Here is a 15,041-nt window from a genome sequence, read left to right as displayed (position 1 = left end):
CGCCATGACCCCGCAGCAAGTTGCCGAGTTCTGCCTGAGCCTGCCCGGTGCCCGCGAGGACATCAAATGGGGCGGTGTACGGGTGTTTTCAGTGGCCGAGAGCAAAATGTTCGCCCTCTTCCACCTGGGCAGCCACGATGGCCTGGCGTTCAAGGTCGATGCCGACCTGTTCCTCGGTTATTGCGACCGTCCCGGCATCCGCCCCGCGCCATACCTGGCGCGCGCCCGCTGGATCAGCATGGCCTACCCCTACCCCCTGAGCGACGATGAACTCAAAGAGCTGCTGATCCGCTCCCATCAATTGGTCGTCGGCAAGCTGCCCAAGCGCCTGAAATTGGGCCTATTACTGTAACTAGCCGCCAGCCCGAAACACCCCACTCGTCTCCGCCGCTGCCCTTCGCGCCCGTAAACCGCTACAATCGCGCCCCTTTCGCGCCCGTGCGCCCGCTTATCTGGACCAAGATTCGTGATTTCCACCGCCAACATCACCATGCAATTCGGGGCTAAACCCCTGTTCGAGAACGTTTCCGTCAAGTTCAACAACGGCAACCGTTACGGTTTGATCGGGGCCAATGGCTGCGGCAAGTCGACCTTTATGAAGATTCTCGGTGGTGATCTGGAGCCCTCCGGCGGCCAGGTGATGCTGGAGCCGAACGTGCGTCTGGGTAAGCTGCGCCAGGATCAGTTCGCCTACGAAGAATTCAGCGTGATCGACACCGTGATCATGGGTCACGAAGAGCTGTGGAAGGTCAAGGCCGAGCGCGACCGTATCTACTCCCTGGCGGAGATGAGCGAAGAAGACGGCATGAAGGTCGGCGAGCTGGAAGGTGAGTTTGCCGAGATGGACGGCTACACCGCCGAATCCCGCGCTGGCGAGTTGCTGCTCGGCCTGGGTATTCCGCTGGAGCAGCACTTCGGCCCGATGAGCGAAGTCGCCCCTGGCTGGAAGCTACGCGTACTGCTGGCCCAGGCGCTGTTCTCCGATCCGGATGTGCTGCTGCTGGACGAACCGACCAACCACCTGGATATCAACACCATCCGCTGGCTGGAATCGATTCTGACCGTGCGTAACAGCACCATGATCATCATTTCTCACGACCGTCACTTCCTCAACTCGGTCTGCACCCATATGGCCGACCTGGATTACGGCGAGCTGCGCCTGTTCCCGGGCAACTACGACGAGTACATGACCGCTGCGACCCAGTCGCGCGAGCAACTGCTGTCGGATAACGCCAAGAAGAAGGCGCAGATTTCCGAGCTGCAGAGCTTCGTCAGCCGCTTCTCGGCCAACGCCTCGAAAGCCAAGCAGGCCACTTCGCGCGCCAAGCAGATCGACAAGATCCAGCTGGCCGAGGTCAAGCCATCGAGCCGCGTCAGCCCCTTTATCCGCTTCGAGCAGAACAAGAAGCTGCACCGCCAGGCCGTGATGGTCGAGAAAATGGCCAAGGGCTTCGACGGCAAACCGCTGTTCAAGAACTTCAGCTTTCAGGTCGAAGCCGGCGAGCGCGTAGCGATCATCGGCCCCAACGGTATCGGCAAGACCACCCTGCTGCGCACCCTGGTCGGCGAGCTGACACCGGACGCCGGTAGCGTTAAGTGGACCGACAGCGCCGAACTGGGCTACTACGCCCAGGACCACGCCCACGACTTCGAAGACGACGTGACCCTGTTCGACTGGATGAGCCAGTGGACCCAGGGCGAGCAGATGGTGCGTGGCACCCTCGGCCGCATGCTGTTTTCCAACGACGAGATCCTCAAGTCGGTGAAGGTCATCTCCGGTGGTGAGCAAGGCCGCATGCTGTTCGGCAAGCTGATCGTGCAGAAGCCCAACGTGCTGGTGATGGACGAACCGACCAACCACCTGGACATGGAATCCATCGAGTCGCTCAACCTGGCGCTGGAGAACTACCCGGGCACGCTGATCTTCGTCAGCCATGACCGTGAGTTCGTCGGCTCCCTGGCCACTCGCATCATCGAGCTGTCGGCCAACGGCATCACCGACTTCAGCGGCACCTACGACGACTACCTGCGCAGCCAGGGTGTGATCGTCTAAGCGGAAATCGCTGACTTCCAACAAAAAGCCCGCTCAGTTGAGCGGGCTTTTTGCTTTATGCCGTGCAATCACGCAGTGGCGAACAACTCCGCAACTTTCGTCTGTGCTGCCTTGAAGGCATTGGCGCGCGGCTCATCGCCGTAGGCCAGACCTTCGGCGCGGACGATCTCGATATCGGTAATGCCGAGGAAGCGCAGCACCAGCTGCAGATACTCTTCATGGGCCTGGCCGCTTGGCTGGCCAGCGTGAATGCCGCCAGCGGTGGAAACGATCACCACCTTCTTGCCGCCCGCCAGGCCCTTGGGGCCGTTTTCGTCGTAGGCGAAGGTCTTGCCGGCTACCGCCACCCGGTCGATCCAGGCCTTGAGCTGGGTCGGCACGGTGAAGTTGTACATCGGCGCACCAATCACGATGGCATCGGCAGCGAGAAACTCGTTGAGGGTGCTTTCAGCCAGCTCGATTTCATGTTTTTGCGCCGCATCGCGCAGTTCGGCCGGGGTACCGCCGGCCACCAGGCTGGCAGCGGACAGATGGCTCAGCGCGTCGCTGGCCAGGTCGCGATAGCTCACCTGCGCCTCGGGCTCGGCGGCCAGCCAGGCCTCGACCACGGCGCGGCTGAGTTGGCGGGAAGCGGACGAGTCGCCGAGGATGCTGGAATCGAGGTGCAGTAGTTTCATGACAATCTCCAAATTGAGATCGCCCCACGGCGATCAAGATGCTGGAGATACTACCGATGAAAGCAATAGCCGATTAGTCGGCACAAATGCGATAGTTCGTCCCACTGATAGGACGATAAAGCCATGCATGATCTCAACGACCTGTTCTACTTCGCCAAGGTTGTGGAAGCCGGCGGCTTTGCCGCCGCCGGGCGCACCCTCGGCATTCCCAAATCGCGCCTGTCGCGGCGCATTGCCGAGCTGGAAAGCCGCCTCGGCGCGCGACTGCTGCAACGCACCACGCGCAAGCTGGCGCTGACCGACATCGGTGAACGCTACCTGCGTCACTGCCAGGCCATGCTGCAGGAGGCCGAACAGGCCGAGGAAACCGTGGCCAGCCTGACCAGCGAGCCGCGCGGCCGCCTGCGGGTCAGCGCGCCAGGCGGCATCGCCCTGCTGCCTGAGCTGGTGGTGAGTTTTCTCGCGGCCTACCCCAAGGTGCAGCTGGAGCTGATTCAGACCAACCGGCGCATTGATCTGCTCAACGAAGGCGTAGATGTCGCCTTACGGGTGCGCAGCGCCGAGGATGAAGACCCAACGCTGATCGCCCGTCGCCTGCGTCCGGCCCAGGCCTTTATGGTGGCGGCACCTGCCTTGCTGCAGCACGCCAAGATCAACACACCTGACGATCTCTCAGGGTTGCCGGCGCTGGGCGCATTGGAAGCAGATCGCAGAATTCACCTGCGTTTGCAGCATGACCGCGGACGCATGCAGGAGGTTGTGCTGGAAGCGCGCCTGGCCATCGAAGATTTCAGTGTACGCAAGCAAGCAGCCCTGGCCGGCCTGGGTTTCACCATGCTGCCCGCGCCCCTGTGCCTGGATGAGCTGGCCGACGGCCGACTGATCCGCCTGCTGCCTGACTGGGCGCTGCCCACCGGCAACCTGCAGGCGGTGTACACCCACAGGCGCGGCATGCTGCCGGCCGTGAGGACGTGGATCGAACACCTGAGTGATGCCTTTAGTCGCTGGGATCAGCCGGTTTAGGGTGGTTTATCCAGGAAAATGCCGACCGAGAAAGGCCAGCAGCAACTGGTTGACCTGCTCGGCCCGCTCGTTCTGAATCCAGTGCCCGCAGTCTTTCAGCACATGCTGCTCAAGCCGCGCGATGCGCTTGGGCATCTGTTTGAGGGTGTAGGCCTCCAAGGTGCCGACCGGGTCCATATCGCCGAGCAGAAACAGCGCTGGCTGCTCGATCTGGCGGTCGGCCAGGGCTTCGGTGCGCTGCCAGTTACGCTCGAAATTGCGGTACCAGTTCAGCGCACCATAGAAGCCGCGACCTTCGAAGGTTTTCAGGTAGTGATCGAATGCTGCGCTGTCGCACCAGACCGGCAGCGTGCCTGGGTCTTGCACACCATCGAACAACCCTGCCCCAGCCGACTTCTCTTGGAGAAAGTAATCCTTGGGCACGGCCGCCGAGGTGTTGTGCATCATCATGCGCAGGGTGCGCGGGATGTCGGCATCCATCTCCGCCTCGGCCACGCCGGGCTGCTGAAAATGCAGGATGTAATGGAAACGCCCGGCATACAGCTGGCGCATGATCTCGATGGCCGGCTGCCTGGGCCGTCCGCCAAACGGCACCGCCATCCCAACCACCGCCTGCACCCGCTCAGGCTCAAGCAGGGCCAGGTGCCAGGCAATCGGTGCGCCCCAGTCGTGGCCGACCACACACACCTGCTGCTGGCCGAGCTGATCCATGGCGGCCTGGATATCGGCGCAGATGGTCAACACGTCATAGGCCGCAGGGTCGCGCGGCGCACTGCTCTGACCATAACCGCGCATTTCCGGAATCAGCACACGGTAACCGGCAGCGGTCAGCGGCGCGATCTGCTGTCGCCAGGAATGCCAGCACTCGGGAAAACCGTGCAGCAACCAGACCGGCCGCCCCGCGGCGGGGCCGGCGCTGTAGAGGCTGAGTTGGATACCGTTGACCGAGAGCAACTGATGTTCAAGCGGGTGCATGCGCGCCTCCTTTAGCAAGCACCACTATGACAAAGGCGCACCCACGGGTGCGCCTTTAATCCATCTGCCGAATACAGCCTAAGCAATCACGGCTGCGCGGTGCTCCAGTCGATCCACTGCAACTGCCAGGTCGCCAGAATCAGCAAGCCGAAACCGATGCGATACCAGGCGAACGCCGCATAGCTGTGCTTGCCGATAAAGCTGAGCAGCGCCCGTACCGCAATCATGGCGAAGATAAACGAGGTGACAAAGCCGATAGCAAACACCGGCAGATCACTAGACTGGAACAGATCGCGGTACTTGTAGCCGGAATACACCGCGGCACCGACCATGGTCGGCATGGCGAGGAAAAAGGAAAACTCGGTCGCCGCCTTGCGCGACAAACCGAACAGCAGGCCGCCAATGATGGTTGCACCCGAGCGCGAAGTACCGGGAATCATTGCCAGGCACTGGGCGAAACCGATCTTCAGCGCATCCTTCCAGGTCATGTCATCCACGCTCTCGGCGTGCACCCGGTGCGTGCGCCGCTCGGCCCAGAGCATGATTACCCCGCCCACCACCAGCGCCAGCGCCACGGTGATCGGGTTAAACAGGTAATGGTGGATAAGGTCGGCAAACAATACGCCCAACACCACGGCCGGAAGAAAGGCGATCAGCAGATTGGCGGTGAAGCGTTGCGCCAGGGGCTCTTTAGGCACCCCCACCACGATGTCGAGGATCTTGCGCCGGTATTCCCACACCACCGCAAGAATCGCCCCCAGCTGGATAATGATATTGAAGGCCATCGCCCGCTCGCCGCCGAAACCTATCAGGTCGGCGACGATGATCTGATGCCCCGTGCTGGAGATCGGCAGAAACTCGGTAACCCCCTCAACTATCCCAAGAACAAGCGCCTGAAAAGCCACCCACAGATCCATCCGAACTCCTTTAAAGCGCACGCCAGCGCACGCGAACAACCGAATCACAATAACCGGGCAATAAATACAAGAAAAATCAGACACCTGCGCAAGACCAAAAGTTCAGCATCGCTATACCGAAGTGCAGTCTTGCGCGCAGATGATGCCACAGCTGGCACGTATCAGCCTCGCGCGCAGCACTAAAAAGTGCTTCCCACAAATAGAACCATCGGTCGTAATAAAAAGGGCTAGCCAAGCGCAATTAGCCTAAGGTCTAACGTATCAAGCTATGCCTTTACCCTATAAGAGGCGCCCCGACGCCCCGTGAGAGAGCCAAACCATGAACAGCCTACGTAGTCTGCCCATTAGTCGTCGTCTCTGGTTGATCCTGTTAGTGGCCATTGTGATGCTGGTTTTTCAAGGCGCGCTGCTATTACGGCAGATACATACAGATCTCTATGCCGCCAAGGGCGAGAAAACCCAGCATGTGGTGCAAAGCGTCGCCGGCATCCTCAAGCATTATCACAGCCTGGAAAGCAGTGGCGGCATAAGCCGTGAAGAGGCCCAGGCCCAGGCCATGGAAGTCATCAAGGGGCTGCGCTATGACGGCCAGGACTATTTCTGGATCAATGACCAGACCCCGGTCATGATCATGCACCCCACCAATCCCAAGCTGGACGGGCAGAATCTCTCCGGGTTCAAGGACCCGGACGGCAAGGCCCTGTTCAATGAAATGGTCGCCATCAGCAAGAGCCAGGGTGCGGGCCAGGTCAACTACCGCTGGCCAAAGCCTGGCTCCAGCGAGCCGGTACCCAAGGTTTCCTATGTCGAACTGTTCCAGCCCTGGGGCTGGATTATCGGTTCAGGCGTGTATGTGGATGACGTCCAGGCCGAGTTCCAGGCCGAGGCGCTGAAGGCCATCGCCATCGGTGCGGCCATCGCGATACTGATGGTTGTACTGCTGCTGCTGATCGTGCGCAGCATCACCCACCCCCTGCAGCAGGCCGTAAGCGCCATGGCCAATATCGCCAGCGGCGACGGCGACCTGACCCGCAGCCTGGACACCAGCGGTAGCGACGAACTGACGGCCTTGGCCAGGCACTTCAATGCCTTTACCGACAAGCTGCGCCAGGTCATCAGGCAATCACTCGACTCCGCCGGCGAACTCGACAAGGCCGCCAATGCCCTTGACCAGGTTTCCGGGGCAGCGCAGCAGCACAGCGAACAACAATCGCAGCAGATGGAACTGGTGGCCACCGCGATCAATGAAGTGACCTATGGCGTGCAGGACGTGGCAAAGAATGCCGAGCACGCCTCCTCCGAAGTACATGCCGCCGAAGAGCAGGCCCAGCAAGGGCTGCAGAATATCGATGCGAGCCTGCGGCAGATCAACCAGCTGTCTGGCACCATCAATCAGGCGGTCGAAGTCATCCAAACCCTCGCCGAGGAAAGCACCCAGATCGGCAGCGTGCTGGAAGTCATCCGTTCAATTGCCGAACAAACCAACCTGCTGGCCCTCAACGCCGCGATCGAAGCCGCCCGTGCCGGTGAGCAGGGCCGTGGCTTCGCCGTGGTCGCCGACGAGGTGCGCCTGCTGGCACAACGCACGCAGAAGTCCACCGCCGAGATCCAGGGCATGATCGAGCGCCTGCAGGGCAACTCGGAAGCGGCGGTCAAGGTCATCAACGAGAGCAGTCGCGCCTCGCAACAGACCATCGAGCAGGCCAGCCAGGCCGGTGCCAGCCTGACCCTGATCGCCAATGGCCTGCGCAACCTGACCGGCTTGAATGCTTCCATCGCCAGCGCTACGCTACAACAATCCCACGTGGTCGAAGATATCAACCAGAATGTCACCCAGGCTGCCAGCCTGGCCCATAACAATGCATTGGCCGCCGAACAATCCAGCGAGGCGGGCCGCCATCTTGGGCAGTTGGCTGAGCAGCTAAACGGATTGCTCGGACAGTTTCGCGTATGAGGACTTAATGAGCAGCATGGAACATCAGGAAGTTGACCTGAATCGCGCGCAGAATCAGGATCTGGTCTGGGACCTGAACAGCATCGCTCGCCGCGAACTGGCCGAGCGCTTTATCAAGCTGTTCGAAAACCGCCTGTGCGTGTTCTCCGAGTCGGTGCACCAGCTGTACACCAACTACAACCTGCACTTCCCCAGCGATCAGGGCCGCAAGATGGTGGTGCTGCCCAACCCCTACGCCTTCCACGATACCCTGCACGGCATCGAGTCCCAGGCCGTGCGCACGACCGGCCTCTGCGTGCTGCCAGGCGTGGTGTTGGGCAAACCTGGCCTGTTGCTCACCACCATGTTCAAGGAAGGTGGCCCGGCCCCCAAGACCATGCCATTCAAGCAGGCCCTGGCACAGATCATTAGCAATCAGAAAAAGGCAGGCGATGTGTTTCTGCCGATCATGATGAAAGGCGACTTGCGCGAGTTCAATCAGCAGATGCCCTATATCCACCTGCATCGCCTGCAAGTCAGCCGCCTGACCCGCCTCTCCACCTTCGAGCGCGACGATATCCAGCAGACCATCACTCGCAAGCTCCTCGCACTCTATCGCCAGGCCGACAGCCTGAGCTGCGAGCCCTGAGAGCCCTGAGAGCGGCGCAGCGGCCCCCGGCATAAAACCCCGACGCAAAAAAAGCCGGTAGCAGTGACACTGCTACCGGCTTGTTGTCCTGTACCGCCGCTCTGGCGCGCTCGGTACTTATGCCTCCGAGCCCGGAGACGGCGTGGTTTATTGCTGGCTGACCCAGAACACTGCGGTGGCGACAAAGATCAGGATCAGGGCAAAGATCGCCTTGGCATCTACAGCGCTGTCGCCGCTATCAGGTTCGGTATGTTCGCTCATGGCTACCCCTCTTGTTGTGATTATGGGTGAATCGCCCCTGCAGTTAAGACCAGCCAAGGCGCTTACTCAAGCTCCGAGGTTATGTTCCACCCCTCACTTATCCCTTTAAGTTCTTTCCATATACTCAAACATCACTTTTGCGCATAACCCTGAGCTGGTATCTTCCTTCGGCTCCGCAGGGAGTGCGCGGCCGTGCGCGCTGATTAGCTGTGAGGACCTGTTTACGATAGAGCGAGCTAGAACCTGTTTTTCACGCAGCAGGGGCGACGCGCAGCAGATCGTAAACGGGTTCTAAAAGCCTGATAACAGGACACCCCATGTACGTATACGACCAGTACGACCAACAAATCGTCGAGGACCGCGTCAAGCAGTTCCGCGATCAAACCCGCCGTTACCTGGCTGGCGAGCTGAGTGGCGAAGAATTCCGCCCTCTGCGCCTGCAGAATGGCCTGTATATCCAGCGCTTTGCGCCGATGCTGCGCATTGCCGTGCCCTACGGCCTGATGTCGTCCGCACAGGTGCGCATGATGGCCAAGATTGCCCGTGACTACGACAAGGGTTACGCGCACATCAGTACCCGCCAGAACGTGCAGTTCAACTGGCCGGACCTGGAAGATGTTCCCGATATTCTCGCCGAGCTGGCCACCGTGCAGATGCACGCCATCCAGACCAGCGGCAACTGCATCCGCAACACCACCACCGACCAGTTCGCCGGTGTGGCCAAGGATGAAATCGTCGACCCGCGTCCGTGGTGCGAGATCATCCGCCAGTGGTCGACTTTCCATCCCGAGTTCACCCACCTGCCGCGCAAATTCAAGATTGCAGTCAACGGTGCGGCCAGCGACCGTGCAGCGATCGAAGTGCACGACATCGGCCTGGAAGCGGTACAGAACGCCGCTGGCGAGCTGGGCTTCCGTGTCTCCGTCGGTGGCGGCCTGGGCCGTACCCCGATCGTCGGCAGCTTTATCAACGAATTCCTGCCGTGGCAGCACCTGATCAGTTACCTCGACGCCATCCTGCGTGTGTACAACCGCTACGGCCGTCGGGATAACAAGTACAAGGCGCGAATCAAGATTCTGGTCAAGGCACTGACCCCTGCGGTGTTCGCCGAGCGGGTCAATGCCGAGTGGGCCCACCTCAAAGACGGCCCCACCACCCTGACCGAAGCTGAAGTGGCGCGCGTTGCCGCGCATTTTATCGACCCAAGCTACAAAGCCCTCGACGACCAGGACGCCGCACTGGCTGCCCTGGATGCCGAACACCCTGGCTTTGCCCGCTGGCGTCAGCGCAACACCTTCGCCCACAAGAAGCCGGGCTATGTCGCCGTCACCCTGTCGCTAAAGCCGACCGGCGTGGCACCAGGCGATGTCACCGACAAGCAGCTCGATGTGATCGCCGAACTGGCCGACCGCTACAGCTTTGGCGAAGTGCGCAACAGCCACAACCAGAACATCATCCTGGCTGACGTCGAGCAGGCGCAGCTGTTCACCCTCTGGGGCGAGCTGCGCGAGAATGGTTTTGCCACGCCGAACGTCGGCCTGCTGACCGATATCATCTGCTGCCCGGGCGGCGACTTCTGCTCCCTGGCCAACGCCAAGTCGATCCCGATTGCCGAAGCCATCCAGCGCCGTTTCGACGACCTGGATTATCTGTTCGACATCGGCAATATCGACCTGAATATCTCCGGCTGCATGAACGCTTGTGGTCACCACCACGTTGGCCATATCGGCATCCTCGGGGTGGACAAGAAGGGGCAGGAGTTCTATCAGGTGTCCCTCGGCGGCAGCGCCGGCCGTGACGCCAGCCTGGCGCAGATCCTCGGCCCCTCCTTCGCCGAAGCGGACATGGCCGATGTGATCGACAAGATCGTCAAAGTCTATGTTGAGCGCCGCGATGAAGAAGAGAGTTTCCTCGACACCTTCCGCCGTATCGGTGTCGACCCGTTCAAGGAGCGCGTATATGCAGCGAATCATTAAGAATGGCCAGCTGATCGATGAAAGCTGGCATCTGCTGCCCAAGGACGCCACGCTGGACGGCATCTCCAACTGCGACGACCTGATCGTGCCGCTGGCCCTGTGGGTCGAGCACAGCACGGCGCTCAAGGCCCGCGATGGCGGCCTGGGTGTGTGGCTGGACGCGGGTGAGGAAATCGAGGAAATCGCCGATCAGCTGGACAACTTCCAGGTCATCGCGCTGAACTTCCCGGCCTTTACCGATGGCCGCCACTGCTCCACCGCCTACCTGCTGCGCACCCGCTACGGTTACAAGGGCGAAGTGCGCGCCATCGGCGACGTGCTGCGCGACCAGCTGTTCTCCTACCTGCGCGTCGGTTTCGATGCCTTCGCCCTGCGTGAGGACAAGGACCCGCTGGACGCCTTGAAAGCCTTCGAGGAGTTCAGCGAGGTCTATCAGGCCTCCAGCGACCAGCCGCTGCCGCTGTTCCGCCGCCGCGCCTGATCAAGGGCAACAAAAAGCCCCGCCTATCCTCGTCGGATAGGAGGGGCTTTTTATCGGCCTCAGATAGCCCGCACACTGTCCCAGGCGATTTGCGCAAAAAGCTCACGGCATTGCGCCAGGTCGCTGCGCACCCGGCCGGCTAGCCAGTTGCGGGCAAAGTCATGGGTCGGACCGATGATCACCGAGGCAAAACAATCGCTCGGCATGGCCTTGAAACACCCCTGCTCCCGATAAGCCGCCAGGGCCTGGAGGATCCGCGCGTAATGCTGCTGATTGGCTTCGCGCAGTTGCTCACCCATTTCACTGGCCTCGACCCGGCCCCGGCTGTGCAGGACAAAGCGCGCCCAATCCGGATTGGCCACCACCCAGTCGATATAACTGGTGACCAGCAGCTTGACGCAGGCCTCGGCGCTATCGGCCCCGGCAAAGCCCTGCTCCAGCAGCTCGGCATACTGTGCGGTGCCAGCCATATAGAGCGCCGCCAGGATGCGTTCCTTGTTGCCGAAATGGTGATACAGGCTGCCGATGCTGGCACCTGAGCGATCGCGAATCATCTCGATGGTGGTGGCATCCACCCCCACTTCGGTCACGCACGCCAGGGCGGCCTGGAGAATCTCGTCTTTACGGGTACTGCGAGCCATAACACTCCCTGGCGCTGAATCGTGTATCGAAGCCGAAACGGCTCAGCCGAGGTTGACCAATACGCGGCCAACCTGCTGGCCCGCCAGTATCCGGCCGATGGCCTGAGGCAACTCGGCCAGGCCCAGCTCTGTAACCAGCGGTTCCAGATCGAGCTTCCACTGCAGCGACAGCCGGTCCCACATCGAGGCCTTGACCACCAGCGGCAGCTCCACCGAATCGACGCCCAGCAGATTCACTCCGCGCAGGATAAACGGCAGCACGCTGCCATTGAGAGCCACGCCTGCAGTCAGGCCGCAGCAGGCGGCGCTGCTGCCATAACGCAACGACTTGAGCACATTGACCAGGATATCGCCGCCCACCGTATCCACCGCGCCGCCCCAGCGCTCCTTGAGCATTGGCCGTTCGACGCCCTCCAGCAATTCAGCGCGGGAGACGATCTCCTGCGCCCCCAGCCCCTTGAGATAAGCCGCCTGCTCGGCCTTGCCGGTCGAGGCTGCCACGCGATAACCCAGGGTATTGAGCAACACCACGGCGATACTGCCGACGCCGCCCGTGGCCCCCGTCACCAGTACGGTGCCGGCATCCGGAGTCATTCCTGCCTGCTCGAGCTTGTCGACACAGAGCGCCGCGGTCAGCCCCGCAGTCCCCAGCAGCATGGCCTCGCGCAGGGACAGGCCCTTGGGCCGTTTCAGCGCCCAGGCCGCCGGAATGCGGATGTACTGGGCAAAGCCTCCGGAGGTATTCATACCCAGGTCGTAGCCGGTGACTATCACCTCATCACCCACGCCAAACTCGGCAACTGAGGACGCCTCCACCACTCCCGCAGCATCGATGCCCGGGGTATGCGGGAAGCTTCTGGTCACGCCGCGGTTGCCGCTGGCTGACAGGGCATCCTTGTAATTGAGCGAGGAATATTTGACCCGTACCAGCAACTCGCCAGCGGGCAACTGATCGATCTCGCGCTGAACCATCACCTGCTCGAACTGGCCGGCGGCGTTCTCGACAGCCTGCAATGCATTGAACCCACTCATCGTCTTCCCCTGTAGCAAACGGATTACCAGAAACGCTGCTGTAAACGGCTCAGCCAGGTCAGGGCAAAGCGATCCAGCGCCACGCTGGCCGCCAGCCCCACACGCTCCTGCAAGGATTTCTTCTCGGCATAGTGCAAATGAAACAGCTCGGCGCTCTTCGCCCGTTCTGCCAGGTACTCGTCGCTGGTCTTGAGTTCATCGACCAGCTGCTTTTCCAGGGCGCTGAGGCCCAGCCAGACTTCGCCCGTGGCGATATCGTCGATGTCCAGCTGCGGGCGATAGCGCGCCACGAAATTCTTGAACAGCGCATGGGTGGTTTCCAGGTCTTCCTGGAATTTTTCCCGGCCCTTCTCGGTGTTCTCGCCAAATACCGTCAGGGTGCGCTTGTATTCGCCGGCGGTAAGCACCTCGAAGTCGATGTCGTGTTTCTTCAGCAGGCGATGCACGTTGGGTAACTGCGCCACCACGCCAATGGAGCCGAGAATGGCGAACGGCGCGGATATGATCTTCTCGCCGATACAGGCCATCATATAGCCGCCGCTGGCCGCGACCTTGTCGATGCAGATGGTCAGGGGCACGCCGGCCTGACGGATACGCGCCAGCTGCGAGGATGCCAGGCCGTAGCTGTGAACCATGCCACCGCCGCTTTCCAGGCGCAGCACCACTTCATCCTCGGGCGTGGCCATACTCAGCAAGGCCGTGATCTCGTGACGCAGGTTGTCGGTGGCCGACGCCTTGATATCGCCATCGAAGTCCAGCACATAGACCCGGGGCTTGTGGCTGCCGGCTTTCTTCGCCTGCTTGGCCGCCTTGGCTTCGGCCTTGTGCGCGGCTTTCAGCTGGTCCTTGTCCAGCACTGCCTGCTCCAGACGCTGCTGCAGCTGCTTGTAGAAGTCGTTGAGTTTATTGACCTGCAACTGCCCGGCAGTGCGCCGCCCCCGTCCGCGCAACGCGGCAATCGCCACCAGCACGATCAGGATGGACATCACCAGGGTCACCGTCTTGGCCAGAAAGCCCACATACTCCGCAATAAACTCCACGCATTCCCCCTAATCCAGATAGCAGCGCCGACTCGCCAGCACGCCGATGTCGGCCAAGCATACCGAGGCCACTGGCCGGCGACCAGCGAGCCAGGAGCAGACATTGATTGCAATGATGCAATTCAAACAAGCGTATGTTTTTACGTTGACAGCTCTCCGGCTTCCCCATAACCTCGCGAAAACTTCAACGTACCGGGATCTTAGCGGACGTGGGCAGCATCTACCTGATTCGACATGGCCAGGCCTCCTTCGGTGCAGACGACTACGATGTGCTATCGCCCGTCGGAATTCGCCAGGCCGAAGTGCTGGGCGCACACCTTGCGCAACTCGGCACGCGTCTCGATCGCAGCCTGAGCGGCAACCTGCGCCGCCAGCAGCACACGGCCAATACCACCCTTGAGCAACTGCGCGCAGCGAATATCGACGCGCCCGCTCTGGAAGTCGATGCAGCTTTCAACGAATTCGATGCCGACGCGGTGGTCCGCACCCTGATACCGGGCATGCTTGCCGAAGAACCTGAAGCCCTACATATCCTGCGCAACGGTCCAAGCAATCGTGCCGAATTCCAGCGCCTGTTCGCCAAGCTGATCGGCCGCTGGATCGCTGGCGAACATGACCAGCCCGGCCTGCAAAGCTGGCAAGGTTTCGTCGAGCAGGTAAACGGCGGCCTCGAGCGTTTGCTCGAACAGGCCGACAGCAAGCAGAACATTGCCGTATTCACCTCCGGCGGCACCATCACCGCCCTGCTCCATCTGATTACCGGTATTGCGCCGGCGCAGGCTTTCGAGCTGAACTGGCAAATCGTTAACACCTCACTTAGCTGCCTGAAGTTTCGTGGCAGCCAGGTGAGCCTGGCTTCCTTCAACAGCCATGTGCATTTACAGCTGCTGAAGACGCCGGAACTCATCACCTACCGTTGAGTACCGGCCCACTGCGCCCATAGCGGCGCTAGAAAAACCTGAGAAAAGGAAAACAACATGAGCGTTGCAGACATCGTCACCACCATGCAGTCCAAGTTCAACGCCGGTGCCGCCGCAGGCCTGGACCTGGTCTTCCAGTTCAACATCGAAGACGGCGAGAACTACGCCCTGATCGTCAAGGATGGCACCTGCGCCGTTGAGCAAGGCGACAACCCCAACGCCAGCGTCACCCTGATCATGGACACTGAAACCCTGAAAGGCATCACCAGCGGCGAGACCGATGGCATGCAGGCCTTCATGTCCGGCAAACTGCGCGCCGAAGGCGACATGATGCTGGCCATGAAACTGGGCGAACTGTTCCCGGTTTAAGCGGCAAGGCAACACGCACAATAGAAAAAACCGGGGTCCCGTACTCCGGTTTTTTTATGTTCAGCACATCCATGTGCTTCACCCCTTCGGGGCT

The 15,041-nt window shown here is 61.0% G+C and carries 15 protein-coding genes; 9 read left to right on the top strand and 6 right to left on the bottom strand.

What is annotated here, in order from left to right; translation table 11 throughout:
* Nucleotides 1-4: 4 nt before the first annotated feature.
* On the top strand, nucleotides 5-352 hold the full coding sequence (locus WMW70_RS19875) for an MmcQ/YjbR family DNA-binding protein (protein ID WP_341439187.1): 348 nt from the start codon (nucleotides 5-7) through the stop codon (nucleotides 350-352).
* A gap of 114 nt (nucleotides 353-466) precedes the next feature.
* Entirely contained in the window at nucleotides 467-2,053 is a 1,587-nt protein-coding gene (locus WMW70_RS19870; protein WP_341439186.1) for an ABC-F family ATPase, read from the top strand.
* Between the two features lie 68 nt (nucleotides 2,054-2,121).
* Here WMW70_RS19870 and WMW70_RS19865 read toward each other — a convergent pair whose 3' ends face one another.
* Nucleotides 2,122-2,730 (bottom strand): FMN-dependent NADH-azoreductase, encoded by a 609-nt coding sequence (locus WMW70_RS19865; RefSeq protein WP_341439185.1) that lies wholly within the window; start codon nucleotides 2,728-2,730, stop codon nucleotides 2,122-2,124.
* Between the two features lie 123 nt (nucleotides 2,731-2,853).
* Here WMW70_RS19865 and WMW70_RS19860 point away from each other — a divergent pair, with 123 nt between their 5' ends.
* Entirely contained in the window at nucleotides 2,854-3,753 is a 900-nt protein-coding gene (locus WMW70_RS19860; RefSeq protein WP_341439184.1) for a LysR substrate-binding domain-containing protein, read from the top strand.
* A 6-nt stretch (nucleotides 3,754-3,759) separates the two neighbouring features.
* Here the strand turns inward: WMW70_RS19860 and WMW70_RS19855 are convergent, their stop codons facing one another.
* The gene (locus tag WMW70_RS19855) at nucleotides 3,760-4,728 is read right to left on the bottom strand and encodes an alpha/beta fold hydrolase (RefSeq protein WP_341439183.1); all 969 of its coding nucleotides are present in this window, start codon (nucleotides 4,726-4,728) and stop codon (nucleotides 3,760-3,762) included.
* An 86-nt stretch (nucleotides 4,729-4,814) separates the two neighbouring features.
* The gene (locus WMW70_RS19850) at nucleotides 4,815-5,645 is read right to left on the bottom strand and encodes an undecaprenyl-diphosphate phosphatase (protein WP_341439182.1); all 831 of its coding nucleotides are present in this window, start codon (nucleotides 5,643-5,645) and stop codon (nucleotides 4,815-4,817) included.
* A gap of 319 nt (nucleotides 5,646-5,964) precedes the next feature.
* On the opposite strand from WMW70_RS19850, the gene WMW70_RS19845 reads away from it, so the two are divergent.
* The 4 genes from WMW70_RS19845 (at nucleotide 5,965) to WMW70_RS19830 (ending at nucleotide 10,945) form a co-directional block, all read left to right on the top strand.
* Nucleotides 5,965-7,599 (top strand): methyl-accepting chemotaxis protein, encoded by a 1,635-nt coding sequence (locus WMW70_RS19845; RefSeq protein WP_341439181.1) that lies wholly within the window; start codon nucleotides 5,965-5,967, stop codon nucleotides 7,597-7,599.
* Between the two features lie 7 nt (nucleotides 7,600-7,606).
* Complete coding sequence (locus tag WMW70_RS19840; RefSeq protein ID WP_341439180.1) at nucleotides 7,607-8,227, top strand: hypothetical protein; 621 nt, start codon at nucleotides 7,607-7,609, stop codon at nucleotides 8,225-8,227.
* Between the two features lie 578 nt (nucleotides 8,228-8,805).
* Nucleotides 8,806-10,464 carry a nitrite/sulfite reductase gene (locus WMW70_RS19835; RefSeq protein WP_341439179.1) on the top strand — a complete coding sequence of 553 codons (1,659 nt, stop codon included), beginning with the start codon at nucleotides 8,806-8,808 and terminating at the stop codon, nucleotides 10,462-10,464.
* Complete coding sequence (locus tag WMW70_RS19830; protein WP_341439178.1) at nucleotides 10,448-10,945, top strand: DUF934 domain-containing protein; 498 nt, start codon at nucleotides 10,448-10,450, stop codon at nucleotides 10,943-10,945. The genes WMW70_RS19835 and WMW70_RS19830 overlap by 17 nt, the downstream gene beginning before the upstream one ends.
* 59 nt (nucleotides 10,946-11,004) lie before the next feature.
* Here WMW70_RS19830 and WMW70_RS19825 read toward each other — a convergent pair whose 3' ends face one another.
* The 3 genes from WMW70_RS19825 to sohB are packed head-to-tail and all read right to left on the bottom strand — an operon-like array spanning nucleotide 11,005 to nucleotide 13,658.
* On the bottom strand, nucleotides 11,005-11,586 hold the full coding sequence (locus tag WMW70_RS19825) for a TetR/AcrR family transcriptional regulator (RefSeq protein WP_341439177.1): 582 nt from the start codon (nucleotides 11,584-11,586) through the stop codon (nucleotides 11,005-11,007).
* Between the two features lie 42 nt (nucleotides 11,587-11,628).
* Complete coding sequence (locus WMW70_RS19820; RefSeq protein WP_341439176.1) at nucleotides 11,629-12,618, bottom strand: YhdH/YhfP family quinone oxidoreductase; 990 nt, start codon at nucleotides 12,616-12,618, stop codon at nucleotides 11,629-11,631.
* 23 nt (nucleotides 12,619-12,641) lie between these two features.
* Entirely contained in the window at nucleotides 12,642-13,658 is a 1,017-nt protein-coding gene (sohB, locus tag WMW70_RS19815; protein ID WP_341439175.1) for a protease SohB, read from the bottom strand.
* Nucleotides 13,659-13,867: 209 nt separating this feature from the next.
* Between sohB and WMW70_RS19810 the strand changes: the two genes are divergently transcribed.
* Nucleotides 13,868-14,578, top strand: a complete 711-nt coding sequence (locus WMW70_RS19810) for a histidine phosphatase family protein (RefSeq protein WP_341439174.1) — start codon at nucleotides 13,868-13,870, stop codon at nucleotides 14,576-14,578.
* 57 nt (nucleotides 14,579-14,635) lie between these two features.
* A complete protein-coding gene (locus tag WMW70_RS19805; RefSeq protein ID WP_341439173.1) occupies nucleotides 14,636-14,947 on the top strand; it encodes an SCP2 sterol-binding domain-containing protein in 312 nt (103 codons plus the stop codon).
* Nucleotides 14,948-15,041 lie beyond the last annotated feature (94 nt).

Origin of the sequence: Pseudomonas sp. XK-1 (assembly GCF_038069885.1) — a bacterium.
Lineage (GTDB): Bacteria > Pseudomonadota > Gammaproteobacteria > Pseudomonadales > Pseudomonadaceae > Aquipseudomonas.
This window is presented reverse-complemented; position numbering and strand designations above follow the sequence as displayed.

Bases quoted from the DNA above. Each gene is read 5' to 3' on its own strand.
- WMW70_RS19875 (WP_341439187.1), top strand. From the start codon at position 5: ATGACCCCGCAGCAAGTTGCCGAGTTCTGCCTGAGCCTGCCCGGTGCC.
- WMW70_RS19860 (WP_341439184.1), top strand. From the start codon at position 2,854: ATGCATGATCTCAACGACCTGTTCTACTTCGCCAAGGTTGTGGAAGCC.
- WMW70_RS19830 (WP_341439178.1), top strand. From the start codon at position 10,448: ATGCAGCGAATCATTAAGAATGGCCAGCTGATCGATGAAAGCTGGCAT.
- WMW70_RS19840 (WP_341439180.1), top strand. From the start codon at position 7,607: ATGAGCAGCATGGAACATCAGGAAGTTGACCTGAATCGCGCGCAGAAT.
- WMW70_RS19825 (WP_341439177.1), bottom strand. From the start codon at position 11,586: ATGGCTCGCAGTACCCGTAAAGACGAGATTCTCCAGGCCGCCCTGGCG.
- WMW70_RS19855 (WP_341439183.1), bottom strand. From the start codon at position 4,728: ATGCACCCGCTTGAACATCAGTTGCTCTCGGTCAACGGTATCCAACTC.
- WMW70_RS19865 (WP_341439185.1), bottom strand. From the start codon at position 2,730: ATGAAACTACTGCACCTCGATTCCAGCATCCTCGGCGACTCGTCCGCT.
- WMW70_RS19850 (WP_341439182.1), bottom strand. From the start codon at position 5,645: ATGGATCTGTGGGTGGCTTTTCAGGCGCTTGTTCTTGGGATAGTTGAG.
- WMW70_RS19835 (WP_341439179.1), top strand. From the start codon at position 8,806: ATGTACGTATACGACCAGTACGACCAACAAATCGTCGAGGACCGCGTC.
- WMW70_RS19805 (WP_341439173.1), top strand. From the start codon at position 14,636: ATGAGCGTTGCAGACATCGTCACCACCATGCAGTCCAAGTTCAACGCC.
- WMW70_RS19820 (WP_341439176.1), bottom strand. From the start codon at position 12,618: ATGAGTGGGTTCAATGCATTGCAGGCTGTCGAGAACGCCGCCGGCCAG.
- WMW70_RS19845 (WP_341439181.1), top strand. From the start codon at position 5,965: ATGAACAGCCTACGTAGTCTGCCCATTAGTCGTCGTCTCTGGTTGATC.